We start from the raw sequence: 16,731 nt of genomic DNA on the forward strand, positions 1-16,731 counted from the left end.
CAATGGAAAAATAGAAACAAATAAAATAACAAAAAGTAACAACTTGTCATTTACTGGGGGAAAAGAAATGAAAACAATTAAAACAAAGCAAGCACCACAAGCGATTGGGCCATACTCACAAGCAAAAATTGTGAATGGTTTATTGATTACTTCTGGTCAGATTCCACTAGATCCTGAAACAGGCAAGGTGGTTGGGACAACGATTAAAGAACAAACTAATCGAGTGCTGAAAAATATTCAAGGGCTTTTAACAGAAGCTGGTAGTGATTTCGCGCATGTAGTCAAAACGACATGCTATTTACAAAATATGGCGGATTTCCCGGCATTCAATGAAGTCTATGCTGAGTATTTTAGTGCGGAATATCCTGCACGCACAACGATTGAAATCTCTAAATTACCGATGGATGTGTTGGTAGAGATTGAGATTATCGCAGAAGTAGTGGCGTAAAAAATACAGTTAAAAGAGTGAGAAAAAAATCTAAGACGATTTTTTTCTCACTCTTTTTTTTCAATAAAACAATACGATTCAGCCAAAATGTCTAGCCGTGCTGGAAAATTTTCAGCAAATAGGCTACCATGGAAGAAAATCGATAAAACGAAAGTTAAATGAATAGAAAAGAGATATGAAAGAGGCTATAAGATGAAAAAAAATATTAGCCAACTAACGCAGTGGTTAAAGGAACACAGTTTATTATTGAAACTAATTTTTCTTGGTTCTGTATTAGTTTTCGTGGCTAACCAAGTGACACATATCGCTCAAGGCATGACTTGGGCGGATATTTTTTCCACGATGGAACAACAAAGTACGGGGCGTTTAATTGGTATGGTCTTGGCAGGACTATTAGGGGTTATTCCGATGCTCCTTTATGACTATGTAGTCGTTAAATTATTGGAAAAAGAAGGTAAGCCACCAATGAAACGAATGGATTGGTTAACTTCGGCTTGGGTCACTAATACCATTAATAATTTAGCGGGTTTTGGCGGAGTAGTTGGGGCAACGTTACGGATTAATTTTTACGGAAAAGATGTACCACGGGGCAAGGTTGTAGCAACGGTCTCAAAAGTTGCTCTGTTCTTGATTTCAGGGTTATCTATTTTATCTTTTGTGGCGTTCGTTGATTTATTTTTTATTCGAACCCAAAATGTTTTTCGTGAATATTGGGTTTGGTTGTTATTGGGCAGTCTGATTGCGCCAGCGCTCTGGTTTTTCACGTATTTAAAACGGCGAACATTGTTTAAAACATTTTTTCCAAAAGCGGTGCTCCTTTTATTCGGCGCTTCATTAGGTCAATGGCTAGGTGGGATGTTTGCTTTCTTAATGATAGGTCGTTTGATGCAGGTGCCAGTTTCGATGGTTTCTGTCTACCCAATGTTTGTTATCGCCACGTTGATTGGGATGTTAACTATGGTTCCTGGCGGTATGGGAACGTTTGATGTCTTAATGATTTTGGGCTTATCACAATTAGGGATTGATCGATCACAAGCGGTCGTCTGGTTGTTGTATTATCGTTTGTTCTATTATGTGACGCCTTTTATGACAGGAGTTATTTTGTTCTTGCAACAAGCAGGCATGAAAGTCAACCAATTTTTTGATAATTTACCTCGGTTATTTTCACAAAAAGTAGCTCATTTTATTTTGGTGGCGGCGTTATATTTTGCAGGAATTATGATGGTTCTATTGTCGACTGTGACGAATTTGTCGAATGTCAGTCGTCTATTCCAAGTGTTACTTCCCTTCTCTTTTAATTTTTTAGATCAAACATTGAATTTATTTGTAGGATTCTTGTTATTAGGTTTAGCTCGAGGCATTTCTATGAAAGTGAAAAAAGCTTATTGGCCTACAATTATTTTACTAGGATTTTGTATTGTAAATACGGTGGCACGAACGACTTCGTGGCAGTTAATTGCTGTTTATGCCGTTATTTTATTGGCGGTTATTTTGGCTCGTAAAGAATTTTATCGTGAAAAGTTTGTTTATTCATGGGGCGCTTTAACGGTAGATAGTATTTTGTTTGGCTGCTTGTTTATCGGTTATGCAGTTGCTGGTTATTACGCCGCACGACCAGCTGGTGGCAATCAAGTTATCAATCACTTTTTGTTGTTTCCGTCAGATGATGTTTGGTTTAACGGATTGATTGGATTAAGTATTTCCTTAATTGGTTTATTCTTTTTGTATCAATATCTAGCCGAAACAACTGTTACTTTAGGTGAGGGGTTTGAGAAAGCACGGTTGACACGCTTTTTGGAAAAATTTGGTGGCAACGAAGGCAGTCAATTTTTGTATTTAAAGGATTATGGCCATTTTTATTACCAAGAAGAAGGCGAAGATCAAGTACTTTTTGGGTTTCAAATGAAGTTTAACAAATGCTTTGTCTTGGCGGATCCGATTGGGCAACGAGAGAAATGGACCGCGGCGACACTGGCGTTTATGGATCAAGCTGATTTGTTAGGCTATCAATTAGTTTTTTATCGTATTTCGGAAGAATATGTTATGAATCTTCACGATTGCGGCTTTGAATTTATGAAAGTTGGGGAAGAAGGCTTGATTCAATTTGATGAGTCGTCAACAGTGAAGCAAACAGCCTGGACGGAAACAGTGACTGAAAAAATAGCAGCGGAAGCAGCAGATTTTCAGTTTGAATTTTATCCCGAAACGATTAGTGATGCCTTATATCAAGAGTTAGAACGAGTTTCTGCGGACTGGTCACGGAATCAAAAAGAGCGCTACTTTATTGGTGGTCGGTTGGATCCCGAGTACTTGAAATGTAGTAGCGTAGGCTTGGTGAGACAGAAACAAACGGTCATCGGTTTTATTACGGGAAAAGAAATGGAAAAAGGCAAAAGTATTTCGTATGATTTGTTACGTATTCGTTCAGAAGCACCTGCTTTTACTAGGGAATATTTGTTCACTCATTTTATTGAAACCTATCAACAGCAGGGCTATCAATTAATTGATATTGGGATGGCGCCGTTGGCCAATGTAGGTGAGAGCAAGTACTCTTTCTTAAAAGAACGCTTTGTTAATATTTTTTACAAGTATAGTTATCAAATTTATGCGTTTCAAGATACACGCAAGCGCAAAGAACAATATGTCACTAGTTGGCAACCTCGTTATTTTGCTTATCCTAAGCGGACCAGTGTGCTCTTTGCTTTTGTGCAACTTTCCTTGTTGATTACGAAAGGAAGACATCAAAGTGTTTCGCTTGTGGAAGAAGCAATGACTGAAATTTAAAAAATCACGCGATGACTTAGCCATCGCGTGATTTTTTATTTGTCTTCTTTTTTACGGTTTCGTCTAGCAGGAATCAAGGTTACGTAGGCAACGAAACCACCAGTACATAGAACGAATAACACGATGCCAGGAATCAATCCTTCTGGTAAATAAGAGAATTGAATAGTATGGGTTCCAGCGCTGACAGGAACACTTAGAAAGGCATCTTTAAAGGCTTTTGGGGTCACTTTTTTGCCATCAATTTTGACACGCCAACCTTTGTCATAAGGAATTGTAGTGACGAGTACTTGATCTTTGTCGGCGGTAAAGGTACCTGAAGCAGAGCGTTTGCCAGTGGTTAAATCAACGCCTTTTTCTTGCACGGCGGAAATGGCTTTTTCAAATGCATTGGTATTTAAGCCAACCACTTGCGGCTGGACAAAACTTACTGCTTTGGTTCCATAAAAACTTACTTTGAAGTTAACGGTTGTATCTTTTGGATAGTAGCCTAAATTATAATATTGGCCCGTAATACCAATTTGTGATTGCTGACTTGAGCCGTTCACGGTGACCGTCGCAGTGGAACTTTCCAATTGAGCAAAATCTGTTGGGAATAAACTCAAATAAGCTTGCGTATTGGCGGGCACATTGACTGTATAAGAAATCTCTTTGGCTACGTTATGTTGTTTCTCCGTAAAAGTTACGCCAGCTGTATTTTGCGTAATTGTCACGTTATTTTGAAGCGTCATCGTTGGTTGATAAAAGGTAAAATACCGTTCATTGGTATTGGCTAAAGCATTTAGTAAATTTGTTTGACTACCTAAATTATCATTGAGAGGTTGCCGAACATTGTAAATCTCTTTGTCTGCTAAAAATCCTAACGGCAAAGCATTTTCGTTACGATAAAGCTGATATTTACCAGCAGCAGCTTGTCGCTCAAAGCCGAATTTCATTGGATTATTTTCAGCAATATTGTATTTAATGCCCATCAAAGCATCCATTAACAAGGTATTATTTTGGTAACGAATATTTAAATTCGTGCCTCGCGAGCGGAAACCTAAGGCGTTTAGGTATGTTGAAGAATGTCGGTTCCGCACGGAAGAAAACATGCTAATGCCACTATAGCCATAGTTAATGCCGTCATTGGCCGAAACACCATTTAAATTTTCTAAGCGGTAAAAGGTATCATTTTCTTTTTTTGTTTGATCGACTAGATTTTTTAAGTCAGGATAAGGTTCAGAATACAAACTACGTGATGCGTAGTTCCAATCATCTAAAATACCAGTGACCATCGCCCGTGTATTAATGATTGCTTCACCAGAAACGAGCAGCAATAGTAAAATCACTAAGTATTGTATAGGCGCTTTTTTCAATTGATAAAAAGCAATCCCGAAAAAATATAGCAGTAAAAAAGTTGCCGTTAATACGAAAGAGGTTAAAGTCACATACGTATAACTAGTAGCACCTTTTGTGCCCATTGCAAGAGCAAAAATTGCTAAAAGAATCAAAATCAAGCCGCTTAAGACGCCGAGATCATCCTTTTCAAATTTTTCCCAACCATAACCAGCAAGCAAAATAACTAGGAATGAAAAGAGAAAACTATAGCGGAAAAGAAACATATTCGGAGCATGCATGCCGTGCCAGAATAAATTTAAGGGCGTGATGTAAAAGCTGGCAATCAAGAGGACAAACAAACTGCCAAAAAGTAGTTTGTTTGTCAATGGAACTTCTTTCGTAACGAAATAGAAGAGACAGAAAATCAAAGGCAACAACCCAATGTAAATAAAAGGAATGGACCCATATTTGGTTGTATCGTAAACGCCAATCATATTTTTCATAATAATATCTAAAAAGGCAGTCGCTTCTGTTTTAAAGGTTGTAATTTCAGAAAGAGTTTCACCATTGGTTCGTAAATCTAAGACAGCAGGTAAGACCATAATCATGGATGCTCCACCAGCTAAAAGAGAAGTAGTAAAATACGCAACGATTCGAGATTTATAACGTTGCCAGTCTGTAAACGTTCGTGCAAAATAGTACAGGAAGGAAAACAACCCAATCATAAAGCCAAAATAATAATTTGTAATAAAAAGCAAGAAATAACTGACAAACAATAACGTCGGCTTTCGTTGGTCCATTAAACGATGAATTCCTAAAATTACGAGTGGCAGATAAATAAAGGCATCTAGCCACATAATTAATTCTGAATGGGCCACAATGAAGGACATTAGTGCATAAGAGACACTTAAAGTCACATGGGACCATTTTGGAATCTTAAAGGTTTGTTTTGCCAAGAACCAAAAACTCAAGCCAGCACTCCCAATTTTCAATAACGTTAGGAAATAGAGCGCATCAGGCATGTTCTGATTGTTAAAGAACACGACGAGCGGCGTAAATAAGCCACCAAGATAATAGGAAATTAAGGACAAGTAGTTTAGTCCCAAAGAAGCATTCCACGTGTAGAAAATACTTTGTTTTCCATGAAGAACATTGTTAAAGCTTGCGTGAAAATTTGAAAATTGAGAAAAGGCATCGCTGGCTAAAATACTGCGACTACTTCCTGGATAAATCCCAATACTCAAATAGATAATTGCCATAATTAAAAATGGAATGAAGAAACTGGCTAACATATAAGGCCAGTTGTTTTTTAAAAACTGCCTACTTTTATTTTTCATAAATAACCTCACCTGATTTTTCGAAAGTACCTATAGTTTATCATACTCTTTATTTGATGTACCAATAGAAGAAAAACTTTAAAATTTTATTAGGATCCTAAGGGTGGAGTGAAGAAGAATTAATTGTAAGGGATTGACATTCAAATGCTAAATCACCAGCTATGTTTAGAAAAGAGCGTAGGGTCGAATAAACAAATTACTGAAGGATTTACTATTGAATGGGGGTTATTGTGTTTGATCAATTCATTTCATTAATTGTCGCTCTACTTTTTGTGGGTGTGGTTATTACCATAGTTTCTTACTGGTTAAATAAGAACGACGGCAATTAAGCAAGTTGTTTTAATCCACTTATCCGTAGTCGCAACGGATAATAAAGAAACCCACACTATTCGCAGTAGAGTGGGTTTTGTGTTATTATGTATCAATTCATTTCATTCGCATTTCCAATATAACATGTTTTTAAAGTAGGTTAAGTTTTGTGGTTATAAATTAAGTTGAAATGAAGCGATTGTCCTACACTCAAACTAGCTTCTAGCGAGGGATTAAAAGACTCTCAAACGGTTATATGAAGTCGATTTTCCAATCACCACATCAAAAGACGAATATTCTCCGAAAAATTGCTGAAAACGCCCTGTGGATAACTTTGTGCATAACTCTGTTGAAAACCACAAAAAAGCTTTTTATCTCGGTTTATCCACAAGGATAAGTTTTCGTGTTGCTAAAAAAATTCGACACAAGTTCAGAAGTCCTGCTTGCTAAAAGTAAAGGAACCACTAAAGTTGAAAGAAGATGAAAACGTTATTAAAACAATGTTTTCATCTTCTTTTTTCTAGAATTGGCAAGGATTTGATGGCGAATAAGTAAGTGTTGTGGAAAAGTTTTTTGGAAAAAACAAGAAATTTCATCCACAAAATTTTCTGTGGAAAGTTTTAAAAATACTTGTCAAGCTTTTTTTGAAAAAATGTGGATAACTTTTTAAAGACAAGCTTTTTTCCATTTGCGAATTTGCGTTCGGAAACTAGTAAAAGGGGCAACGCTATTAATGTGAATCCATTTCCAAAGAGGCCATTGTGCTTTGGTAGTCGCCCAAGCCCGTTGTTGGGGTAAAAATAATTCGTCTTCGGAAAGCGAGGTAATCCAATGAAGTAATTTTTCTAAGATATCTTGCAACGCAATCAGCTGACTTTCTAAACTCATTTGTCCATAGGTTTGATAAAATGATTGATAGAGAGCACCCAGTTGATTCCATTTATAGCCTTCAGCTGGCGTTTGAACGGTCAGACCACGTTGTTCTTGTTCTTCCCAAGAAAGCAGCAAGTTGAGCCAACCTAATTGATAGGCTAAGTTCTCTGAAGGTGTTTTAGCTACTGTTTCAATTCGGTGATCTTTAAGTGTTTCAGGAATTTCTGCAAATTCAGCTAAATATTTTTGTGAAGCTATTTGAATGGCCTCAATCAAGGCTTCTTTTGATTCATAGGTTTTCATCCTTCGGCTAACTTCCTTTCTTGGTAGGATCTGCTTGTTTTTCTTGAGTAATTTGAGTGACTAAACCAAAAGGATCTTTCACAATCGCATAAAATGTTGCAAATTCATTTTCAATTGGTTCTTGGATAATACAGGATTCGGGATGGTGCGTGAGTTTTTCAAAAATTGTTTTGGCAGAGTGATGGCTCTCGACGGTTAAGCTGAGGGTCAATTGTTCTGTGGGCGTGGTATTCATTCCTGCAAACAAAGGATTATCAGCTAGTTGTAATTGAAAAGTGTCCATTTGTAAAATTGAGTGAGAAAGCCAGTGTTCTTCGCCAGCGGAAATGGTCAAAGAAGGATTTAAGCGCTCTTTAAATTCTTGATTAGTAATTTTAAAAAGAATATCACCAGCAAAGGCTTCTTGGTAAAACGTCAAGGCTTCCGTTGCTCGTCCATTTAAGACCATAAAAAGGGCAAATTGTGTGTTTTTCATTGTTTGAACCTCCTAAGATTGATAAGATAAGCATAACAATAAAAGGTGTCAAAAAGTGACACCGATGGAGGGAAAAATGAAAAAATCAGAACGTTTAAATCAGGAACTTTTTTTCTTGAGAACCCATCCTCAGTTTAATTTAAATCAGTTAATGAAAACTTTTGGGATTTCTAAAAGCACAGCTTTGCGGGATATTGAGGCTTTGGAAAACTTAGGCGTACCGCTATATGTGGAGAATGGTCGTTATGGTGGCTATCGAGTTTTAAACAAACCGTTGTTGCCACCGATTTATTTTAATGAAAATGAAGTGTTAGCGCTCTTTTTTTCGTTACAATTACTGAAATTAGTCGCAGAGTCACCGTTTGGTCATTCCTATCAGCAAATTCAGCAAAAATTATTGCATTCTTTAGATGAACCAACCCAATTTAAAATCAGTCAAATGAGTAAGGTTGTCTATTACGAAGGAATTGAACAAGTAGAAGCACCAGGCAATTTAGAGCGGCTGTTTCATTGTATTTTGGCGCAACAAGTAATTCAGTTTAACTATACCAGATATGAAGCAACAACGAAAAAAATCTTACCAACCCGGTTAACTATTTTAGAAGGGTATTGGTATTGTTCAGGCTATGATGTGACTAAAAAGGTTTGGCGTACTTACCGCTGTGATTTTATGGAGGCTATTCAGCAGTTAAACCAAACACTGGATTTTACGACTGAAGAACTGAAAGAATCGTATCGCCAGCAACAAACGACGGCACGTACGATTCCATTTAAAGCAATCATTACAGAAAAAGGCAAAGAATTTTTTTATAAACATCGCTTTGACAATATTCAGTTGGAAGAAACGCCCACGCAGTGTTTTTTAGTTGGACAGATTCATCCAACAGAAACACAATTTTTAGCCAACTATTTTATGGGCTTTGGTGAAGAAGTAACAATTTTAGAGCCAGTTCAAGTGAAACAAGCGTATGTAGAAAGTATAATGAGGATTCAAAAAAAATATCAAGAATAGATTGTGGAACTGTGAACAATTCCATGTGTAAAAATGTACATTGGAGAGGAGAAAGAAAAACCCTTGATTTTTAAATCAAGGGTTTTTCTTTCTAAGAACGTGCTTGCCCATTTCCATAAATAACATATTTTGTCGAAGTTAGCTCTGCTAAGCCCATAGGTCCACGGGCATGTAGTTTTTGCGTACTAATGCCGATTTCGGCGCCAAAACCAAATTCAAAACCGTCCGTGAAGCGAGTAGAAGCATTCGCATAAACAGCGGCCGCATCGACTTGTTGTAAAAATTGTTGTGTGGCAAAGTAATTATCACTAATAATACTTTCAGAATGTTTTGTATTGTAGCGATTAATATGATAGATGGCTTCGTCTAAAGAATCAACGACTTTCACTGCTAAGATAAAGTCGAGAAATTCCGTTTCCCAATCTTGTTCAGTCGCTGGAATGGCTTCTTCAAAAATTGCTAACGCACGTTCATCTGCCCGAAGTTCCACGTGAAACTCCTTCAAGGCTTTTTCAATTGTTGGTAAAAAGGCTTCAGCCACTTCTTGATGAATTAATAACGTTTCGGCGGCGTTACAGACAGAAGGACGTTGGCATTTAGCATTGACAATAATTTCAGTTGCCATTGTTAACTGGGCGTCTTTGTCCACGTAAATATGACAATTGCCTGTTCCTGTTTCAATAACAGGAACAGTTGCCGTCGTCAAAACAGTTTTGATTAAGTTGGCGCCGCCACGTGGAATGAGGACATCCAAGTAGTCATTTAAGCGCATAAGTTGCTGGGCTGTTTCTCTAGAAGTATCATCAACAAATTGAATGAGATGGGGAGAAATGGCTTCTTGTATTAGCGCTTCTTGTAAAATTGTCACCAATATCTGATTGGAGTGAAACGCTTCTTTTCCGCCCCGAAGAATAACAGCATTTCCCGATTTAAAACAAAGGCTAGCGGCATCTGTTGTCACGTTTGGCCGCGATTCATAAATGATACCAATAACACCTAAAGGCACACGTTGTTGCCCAATTAACAGCCCCGCTTCATTGCGCCACATTTTATCTACTTCCCCAATTGGATCTGGTAAAGTAGCAACTTGGCGTATACCCTCGGCCATCGCTGTGATTCGTTCTTCTGTTAAACGTAAGCGGTCTTGCATTGTTTCAGAAATTCCGTGGGTAGCGGCTTGCTCTAAATCTAATGCGTTTGCTTGTAAAATGCGGGGCGCATTGGCTTCAATGGCTGCGGCCATTTTGTTTAACAATGAATTTTTTTGACGAGTATCCATCAAGCCTAGCGTATAAGAGGCTTCTTTGGCTTGTTGCCCCAGTTGTTTTAAATCAGTCACTTTCAGGCCCTCCTTTAATAAATAACGTACCGATATCTTTTCCTTCTAAAATTTCAAAGATGATTTTTGGCTGTTTTCCGTTTGCTAAAATCATCGCCTGTTGATTAGCTAACACACGTTCGGCAGCTTTTAATTTACTAGACATTCCACCAGTGCCAAAGCGGCTCCCTTTTCCGCCAGCTATTTGGAACAAGTCTTCATTAATTTCATTGATTTCAGAAAATAACGTGGCTTCTTTATTGACAGTAGGGTTGTCTGAAAAGAAACCATCAATATCTGATAACATAACTAACAAGTCAGCTTGAACAATTTGGCAGACAATGGCTGACAATTGATCGTTATCCCCAAACTTGGTTAAGTGGTCTAGTTCTTCAATTGCGACAGTATCATTTTCATTAACGATAGGAATAATATTCATTTTTAGCAGTTGTTCAAAAGTATTGGTAACATTATTGCGACTTTCAGGGTATTCAATAACATCACGAGTTAATAAAACTTGTGCCATTTGTTGGCTATAGGTTGAAAACCGCTGATTATAAATGTTCATTAATTCTGCTTGGCCGACTGCAGCGACTGCCTGTTGTTCTGGAATTGTCGTTGGGCGCACAGATAGATTTAATTTATTCAGTCCGACACCAATTGCGCCAGAAGAAACTAAAATAATCTCTTTGCCTTGGTTGCTTAAATCACTCAAAGTAAAGGCTAATTGATCAATTGCTTTTAAGTTAATATTGCCATTGGGATAAATCAGAGAACTGGTTCCGACTTTGATCACAATTCGTTTGGCCTGTTGGAGTTTGTTTCTCATAAGTGCCTCGTTTCTTTTTACAGTAAAATTTGACACTCATTATAACAAAATCAGCGGCTACTAGAAAGTGCTAAATAATGAATAGTAAAGAAAGTTTAATGAAAGTGTGAACTTTTTGAGGGAATCTTGGGACTTTTTGGGATTTGGTCTGTTTATTTTAAGAGAAGATGATAGACTAAAAGAAGGAAAATAAACAAAAATTCTCCTCTTTTTTGCGTAGTCTAGATTAACTGGGCTTTTAGAAATGAGAAACTTACTAAAAACAACCAGAGTATCAGAGATTATGGTAAAATAGGAGTAGTTTAGACAGTAGGGGAGAATGAATATGAAACAACGTGGTTTTGAGATTATTTCTAAGTATCAAGAAGAGGGCTTGAGTGTCCCACAACGAGCAACAAAAGGTGCCGCTGGGTATGATTTTCAAGCAGCCGAAACGGTTGTTGTACCAAGTCTTTGGAAGTTACAACAAGCTGGAGAAAATCCCAAACCAATTTTAGTTAAAACAGGAATTAAGGCGTATATGCCTGATTCTGAATATTTAGAATTGGTGAGTCGTTCTTCGAACCCGCTAAAACGGTTCCTACTTTTAGCGAATGGTGTTGGAGTCATTGACAGTGATTATTATAATAACGAGAATAACGAGGGGCATATCATGTTCCAATTTTTAAACTTTGGATATGAAGATGTTGTCATTGAAAAAGGTGAACGAATTGGCCAAGGGATTTTTAAGCCGTTTCTATTAGCAGATGATGACCAAGTCGAGGCAGAAAGAACGGGCGGTTTTGGTTCGTCTGGACAAAAATAAAGACCATTTTTTCAGTAGGCAACGTTATTCAAACCATTTAATAAATGTTAAAATAAACAACAGATAAGGAGATTCTACATGGCAAAAAAAGCAAAAGTTCAATTTGAATGTCAAAGCTGTGGGTATGTGTCTCCAAAATATCTCGGCCGCTGTCCTAATTGCGGGCAATGGAATTCGATGGTGGAAGAGGTTATTCAAGATACTTCTGATCGTCGTGCTAGAGTAAGTTTGACTGGTAAAAAGACACAACCACAACGGCTATCTGAAGTCGTACCTAAAAAAGAGCCTCGTGTAAAAACCGAGTTAGCGGAGCTGAATCGTGTTTTAGGTGGTGGCGTTGTTCCAGGTTCATTAGTTTTAATCGGTGGCGATCCCGGAATTGGTAAGTCAACATTGCTCTTACAAGTATCGCAACAATTAGCAGCCACAGGTGGCACGGTTTTATATGTTTCTGGTGAAGAAAGTGCTGAGCAAATTAAATTGCGAGCGGAGCGTTTAGGCACCGTCAACGAGACATTTTACTTATACGCAGAAACAGATATGCACGAAATTTCACGAGCCATTGAAAAATTAGAACCAGATTATGTCATTATTGACTCGATTCAAACAATGACGCAGCCAGATGTTACCAGCGTTGCTGGTAGTGTCAGTCAGGTCCGAGAAACAACTGCCGAATTATTGAAACTGGCAAAAACGAATGGAATTGCCATTTTTATTGTCGGACACGTAACGAAGGAAGGGTCTATCGCAGGGCCACGGATGTTGGAACATATGGTAGACACGGTTCTTTATTTTGAAGGAGATAAGCATCACACCTTTAGAATCTTACGGGCTGTCAAAAATCGGTTTGGCTCAACGAATGAGATTGGTATTTTTGAAATGCAGACACATGGATTGGTTGAAGTTATGAATCCTTCTCAGGTCTTTTTAGAAGAACGTTTAGAAGGAGCCACCGGGTCTTCAATTGTGGTAGCAATGGAAGGTTCACGCCCTATTTTGGTGGAAATCCAAGCGTTAGTTACCCCAACGATGTTTGGCAATGCCAAGCGAACGACCACCGGGTTGGACTTTAATCGCGTTTCTTTAATCATGGCGGTTTTAGAAAAACGGGCAGGTCTTTTGTTACAAAACCAAGATGCGTACCTAAAAGCTGCTGGTGGAGTCAAAATTAATGAACCAGCCATTGATTTAGCGTTAGCAATCAGTATTGCTTCTAGCTATAAAGAAAAAGGAACCTCATCTTCGGAATGTTTCATTGGTGAGATTGGTTTAACTGGTGAAATCCGCCGCGTGAATAGTATTGAACAACGAGTGCGTGAAGCGCAAAAACTAGGCTTTACAAAGGTCTATGTCCCTAAAAATAACCTGGGTGGCTGGGAAGCGCCTGAAGGTATTGAAATTATTGGCGTTTCAACAATTGGTGAAACGTTAAGAAAAGTTTTTAAATAATGAAAGTAGAAATAATCCGTTTAGTTTGTTGGTGGCGTATGATTTTTATACGCCCCACAACACTAGACGTCTTTATTAAATAAACGAGGAGGATGGCTATATGCAAAAACGAATCATCACGTTGCTGATGATCATTGCTGGTGCAAGTTTAGGAATTTCTCTTTTCCCAATGGCTTGGGAAATGGCTAAGCAAGGCAATAACAGTTGGTTAAACAATAACTTTACGAACGGATTAATCGGTGCAATTATTTTCTTTATTTTATCTTTAGGGTTAGCAAAGTATATTGTTTCCGCTGTCAAAAAAATCGAAGCAGCTTTAAATGAAATGAGTTTAACCTATTTATTATTTGGAAGTATTGGTGCCATCATTGGTTTAACAATTGGCGTCATTATCTCCATTCCCATGTACAACTTACAAATCCCTGTCGTGAATAGTTTACTGCCAATTCTAGTTATGATTATTCTGGGTTACTTAGGTTTCCGAATGGGAACAACACGGATTGAGGAGTGGAAAAAAGTTTTTACACCTCGCCAAAAGAAAGCAAATACGGAAGACACCGAAGGACAAATGTTGGAACGTAAAGTGGAAGACAACTTCCATAAATACAAAATTTTAGACACCAGTGTCATCATTGATGGCAGAATCTACGATATCGCTAAAACGGGCTTTTTAGAAGGTGTTTTGCTCATCCCTAACTTTGTTTTATATGAATTACAATACATTGCTGATTCTGGAGACAGTTTAAAACGGGTGAGAGGTCGTCGTGGCTTAGATATTTTAAATGCTTTACAAAAAGAAGAAGGTATCTCCGTTGAGATGTATGACGGAGATTTCGAGGATATCTCTGAAGTAGACAGTAAATTAATCAAATTAGCAAAATTATTAGATGGCGTGGTTGTGACCAATGACTACAACTTAAACAAAGTCTCTGAATTTCAAAATGTGCCTGTTTTAAACATTAATGCCTTAGCTAATGCTGTGAAACCAGTGGTGATTCCAGGTGAAACGATGAATGTGATGGTTGTAAAAGCCGGAACAGAGCGTCAACAAGGGGTCGCTTACTTAGATGATGGCACAATGGTTGTGGTAGAAGATGGCCAGCATTACATGAATGAGCAAATCGAAGTGGTCGTTACAAGTGCTTTACAAACCGCAGCTGGACGTATGATTTTTGCCAAACCGGCGCATGCGGGTCGCGGGATTAATGATCGCAAGGATAACCATCCTAAAAACGATAAAAATTAAGCAAAGCGAGGACTTAGTATGATTCGAATTGGTCAAGGTTTTGATGTTCATCAATTAGTTCCGCAACGACCTTTAATTATTGGTGGGGTTACTCTTCCTTATGAAAAAGGTCTGTTAGGTCACTCAGATGCCGATGTTTTAACACATGCAATTATTGATGCAATCCTTGGTGCCGCTGGTCTGGGTGATATTGGACAACTGTTTCCCGAAACCGATCCGCAGTTCAAAAATGCGAATTCTGTAAACTTATTAAAAAAAGTAAATGAAAAAGTTGGGCGGTCGGGCTTTACTATTGGCAATATTGATTGTACAATTTTAGCGGAAGAGCCAAAGATGAGCCCATACTTGGCAGAGATGAAAAAGAATCTAGCCGCGAGTTGCCACTTAGCAGTCACACAAGTGAACATTAAGGCAACGACCATGGAAACGATGGGCTTTGTTGGTAAAAAAGAAGGAATCGGCGCAATTGCCGTTGCTTTATTGGAAAAATAACTGAAAACGACGTTAAACCGTCTGTTTTTAAAAAATGGAAAGAGGAATGAACATGACGAAAGTTCGTGTGCGTTACGCACCAAGTCCAACTGGACACTTGCACATTGGGAATGCAAGAACCGCATTATTTAACTACTTATTTGCCCGCCACAATGACGGAGAATTTATCATTCGTATCGAGGATACCGACCAAAAACGGAACATCGAAGACGGCGAGAAAAGTCAGTTGGAAAACTTAGCATGGTTAGGGATAGAATGGGATGAATCACCTGCTCATCCGGGAGAATATGGTCCATATCGTCAATCAGAACGTAAAGAAATTTATCAACCATTGATTGATCAATTATTAAGTAGTAATCGCGCGTATAAGTGTTATTGTACGCCAGAAGAATTAGAAGCAGAACGTGAAGCACAACAAGCTCGTGGTGAAATGCCTCACTACGCAGGCACTTGTGCGAATTTAACACCTTCTGAACAAGCAGCCAAAGAAGCGGCTGGTCTAGAACCAGTGATTCGTTTCCGTGTGCCACGTAACACAGAATACAAATTTGATGACATCGTGAAAGGTGAAATTACTTTTGAGTCAGATAACATTGGTGGCGATTTTGTCATCCAAAAACGCGATGGGATGCCAACGTATAACTTTGCCGTTGCAGTAGATGATCACTTAATGAAAATTTCTCACGTTTTACGTGGCGATGATCACATTGCGAACACACCAAAACAATTAATGATTTACGAAGCGTTTGAATGGACACCACCTGTCTTTGGCCATATGACTTTAATCATTAATTCAGAAACTGGCAAAAAATTGAGCAAACGTGATGAAACAATTTTACAATTTATTGAACAATACCGTGAATTAGGTTACTTACCAGAAGCCATGTTCAACTTTATTGCTTTACTAGGATGGTCTCCTGTTGGCGAAGAAGAAATCTTCTCACAAGAAGACTTGATTAAATTGTTTGATGAACAACGCTTAAGCAAGTCACCAGCGGCCTTTGATGCGAAAAAATTAGAATGGATTAACAATCAATACATGAAACAAATGGACTTAGGTGAACTAACAGATATGTGTCTTCCTTATTTAGTCGCTGACGGTCGTGTTGAAGAAAATCCATCTCCTGAAAAAATTGAATGGTTAAAACAATTAGTTAGCTTGTATCAACCACAAATGAGTTATGCAGCTGAAATTGTGGAACTATCAAACTTGTTCTTTAATGAACATCCAGTTTTAGATGATGCCGCGAAAGAATTCTTGCAAGGAGAAACAGTGCCAACTGTGTTACATGCGTTTAAAGAACAATTAGAAGCCTTGGACGTTTTCGATGTCCCAAGTATTAAAGCAGCGATTAAAGCCGTCCAAAAAGAAACCGGCGTTAAAGGCAAAAACTTGTTTATGCCAATTCGAATTGCTGTTTCTGGACAAATGCATGGTCCTGAATTAGGCGAAACCATCGAATTATTAGGTAAAGAAAAAGCATTAGATCATTTAAATAAAGTGTTGTAAAAAACACAAAGAATAGAAGAAGTAGACAGTCAGATGGATTTCAGAGACGCTGTGGGTGGTGAGAACAGCGAGCATCTTTTGTCGAAATGCATCTATGAGTGGCTTTGGTGAAAAAAGTAACCGAAGACGTCGGCAGGCGTTAACTGTATCGAGGCAAGAGCTAGTTCTTGTGAAGAAAAGTGGAACCACGCATGGGCGTCTTTTAAGCAACGTTTTTTTGTTGCTTA

Annotated in this window: 14 protein-coding genes and 1 other annotated feature; of the genes, 9 read left to right on the forward strand and 5 right to left on the reverse strand. The window is 38.2% G+C overall.

The features are described 5' to 3' along the window. Positions 1-67: 67 nt before the first annotated feature. Together IGI87_RS00135 and mprF are read left to right on the forward strand one after the other, a co-directional pair. A complete protein-coding gene (locus tag IGI87_RS00135) occupies positions 68-448 on the forward strand; it encodes a RidA family protein (RefSeq protein WP_438735980.1) in 381 nt (126 codons plus the stop codon). Between the two features lie 192 nt (positions 449-640). Further along, positions 641-3,232, forward strand: a complete 2,592-nt coding sequence (gene mprF / locus IGI87_RS00140; protein WP_242365763.1) for a bifunctional lysylphosphatidylglycerol flippase/synthetase MprF — start codon at positions 641-643, stop codon at positions 3,230-3,232. A gap of 35 nt (positions 3,233-3,267) precedes the next feature. Here the strand turns inward: mprF and IGI87_RS00145 are convergent, their stop codons facing one another. Beyond that, positions 3,268-5,883, reverse strand: a complete 2,616-nt coding sequence (locus IGI87_RS00145; protein ID WP_438735981.1) for a YfhO family protein — start codon at positions 5,881-5,883, stop codon at positions 3,268-3,270. A 218-nt stretch (positions 5,884-6,101) separates the two neighbouring features. Between IGI87_RS00145 and IGI87_RS00150 the strand changes: the two genes are divergently transcribed. Then, positions 6,102-6,212, forward strand: a complete 111-nt coding sequence (locus IGI87_RS00150) for a type I toxin-antitoxin system Fst family toxin (protein WP_242365761.1) — start codon at positions 6,102-6,104, stop codon at positions 6,210-6,212. A gap of 646 nt (positions 6,213-6,858) precedes the next feature. Here IGI87_RS00150 and IGI87_RS00155 read toward each other — a convergent pair. Beyond that, entirely contained in the window at positions 6,859-7,368 is a 510-nt protein-coding gene (locus IGI87_RS00155) for a ClbS/DfsB family four-helix bundle protein (protein WP_438735982.1), read from the reverse strand. Positions 7,369-7,375: 7 nt separating this feature from the next. Continuing rightward, positions 7,376-7,843, reverse strand: coding sequence for a VOC family protein (locus IGI87_RS00160; protein ID WP_438735983.1), 468 nt, complete (start codon positions 7,841-7,843; stop codon positions 7,376-7,378). Positions 7,844-7,907: 64 nt separating this feature from the next. Here IGI87_RS00160 and IGI87_RS00165 point away from each other — a divergent pair, with 64 nt between their 5' ends. Further along, positions 7,908-8,855 (forward strand): helix-turn-helix transcriptional regulator, encoded by a 948-nt coding sequence (locus tag IGI87_RS00165; protein ID WP_438735985.1) that lies wholly within the window; start codon positions 7,908-7,910, stop codon positions 8,853-8,855. 91 nt (positions 8,856-8,946) lie between these two features. Here the strand turns inward: IGI87_RS00165 and IGI87_RS00170 are convergent, their stop codons facing one another. Continuing rightward, on the reverse strand, positions 8,947-10,200 hold the full coding sequence (locus IGI87_RS00170) for a glutamate-5-semialdehyde dehydrogenase (protein WP_438737373.1): 1,254 nt from the start codon (positions 10,198-10,200) through the stop codon (positions 8,947-8,949). After that, positions 10,187-11,002: a glutamate 5-kinase gene (gene proB, locus IGI87_RS00175; RefSeq protein ID WP_104855076.1), complete on the reverse strand. Its 816-nt coding sequence runs from the start codon at positions 11,000-11,002 to the stop codon at positions 10,187-10,189. Before proB ends, IGI87_RS00170 begins: the two co-directional genes overlap by 14 nt. A 319-nt stretch (positions 11,003-11,321) precedes the next feature. Between proB and IGI87_RS00180 the strand changes: the two genes are divergently transcribed. The 5 genes from IGI87_RS00180 to gltX all read left to right on the forward strand — a co-directional run bounded on the left by IGI87_RS00180 (position 11,322) and on the right by gltX (position 16,504). Beyond that, on the forward strand, positions 11,322-11,807 hold the full coding sequence (locus IGI87_RS00180; RefSeq protein ID WP_002361472.1) for a dUTP diphosphatase: 486 nt from the start codon (positions 11,322-11,324) through the stop codon (positions 11,805-11,807). Positions 11,808-11,885: 78 nt separating this feature from the next. Then, complete coding sequence (gene radA / locus IGI87_RS00185) at positions 11,886-13,256, forward strand: DNA repair protein RadA (protein ID WP_104855077.1); 1,371 nt, start codon at positions 11,886-11,888, stop codon at positions 13,254-13,256. Positions 13,257-13,356: 100 nt separating this feature from the next. Then, positions 13,357-14,502 carry a PIN/TRAM domain-containing protein gene (locus tag IGI87_RS00190; protein ID WP_002368622.1) on the forward strand — a complete coding sequence of 382 codons (1,146 nt, stop codon included), beginning with the start codon at positions 13,357-13,359 and terminating at the stop codon, positions 14,500-14,502. An 18-nt stretch (positions 14,503-14,520) separates the two neighbouring features. Then, positions 14,521-14,994: a 2-C-methyl-D-erythritol 2,4-cyclodiphosphate synthase gene (ispF, locus tag IGI87_RS00195; RefSeq protein WP_002367570.1), complete on the forward strand. Its 474-nt coding sequence runs from the start codon at positions 14,521-14,523 to the stop codon at positions 14,992-14,994. A gap of 52 nt (positions 14,995-15,046) precedes the next feature. Further along, on the forward strand, positions 15,047-16,504 hold the full coding sequence (gene gltX / locus IGI87_RS00200) for a glutamate--tRNA ligase (RefSeq protein ID WP_113795113.1): 1,458 nt from the start codon (positions 15,047-15,049) through the stop codon (positions 16,502-16,504). Next, positions 16,504-16,710, forward strand: a binding site (T-box leader). It overlaps the preceding gene by 1 nt. The last annotated feature ends 21 nt before the right edge of the window (positions 16,711-16,731 follow it).

This window comes from Enterococcus sp. DIV1444a (assembly GCF_051712125.1).
Taxonomy (GTDB): domain Bacteria; phylum Bacillota; class Bacilli; order Lactobacillales; family Enterococcaceae; genus Enterococcus; species Enterococcus faecalis.

Excerpts from the sequence above, each read along its gene's own strand:
- IGI87_RS00135 (WP_438735980.1), top strand. The coding sequence starts at position 68 with ATGAAAACAATTAAAACAAAGCAAGCACCACAAGCGATTGGGCCATAC.
- mprF (WP_242365763.1), top strand. The coding sequence starts at position 641 with ATGAAAAAAAATATTAGCCAACTAACGCAGTGGTTAAAGGAACACAGT.
- IGI87_RS00145 (WP_438735981.1), bottom strand. The coding sequence starts at position 5,883 with ATGAAAAATAAAAGTAGGCAGTTTTTAAAAAACAACTGGCCTTATATG.
- IGI87_RS00150 (WP_242365761.1), top strand. The coding sequence starts at position 6,102 with ATGGGGGTTATTGTGTTTGATCAATTCATTTCATTAATTGTCGCTCTA.
- IGI87_RS00155 (WP_438735982.1), bottom strand. The coding sequence starts at position 7,368 with ATGAAAACCTATGAATCAAAAGAAGCCTTGATTGAGGCCATTCAAATA.
- IGI87_RS00160 (WP_438735983.1), bottom strand. The coding sequence starts at position 7,843 with ATGAAAAACACACAATTTGCCCTTTTTATGGTCTTAAATGGACGAGCA.
- IGI87_RS00165 (WP_438735985.1), top strand. The coding sequence starts at position 7,908 with ATGGAGGGAAAAATGAAAAAATCAGAACGTTTAAATCAGGAACTTTTT.
- proB (WP_104855076.1), bottom strand. The coding sequence starts at position 11,002 with ATGAGAAACAAACTCCAACAGGCCAAACGAATTGTGATCAAAGTCGGA.
- IGI87_RS00180 (WP_002361472.1), top strand. The coding sequence starts at position 11,322 with ATGAATATGAAACAACGTGGTTTTGAGATTATTTCTAAGTATCAAGAA.
- radA (WP_104855077.1), top strand. The coding sequence starts at position 11,886 with ATGGCAAAAAAAGCAAAAGTTCAATTTGAATGTCAAAGCTGTGGGTAT.
- IGI87_RS00190 (WP_002368622.1), top strand. The coding sequence starts at position 13,357 with ATGCAAAAACGAATCATCACGTTGCTGATGATCATTGCTGGTGCAAGT.
- ispF (WP_002367570.1), top strand. The coding sequence starts at position 14,521 with ATGATTCGAATTGGTCAAGGTTTTGATGTTCATCAATTAGTTCCGCAA.
- gltX (WP_113795113.1), top strand. The coding sequence starts at position 15,047 with ATGACGAAAGTTCGTGTGCGTTACGCACCAAGTCCAACTGGACACTTG.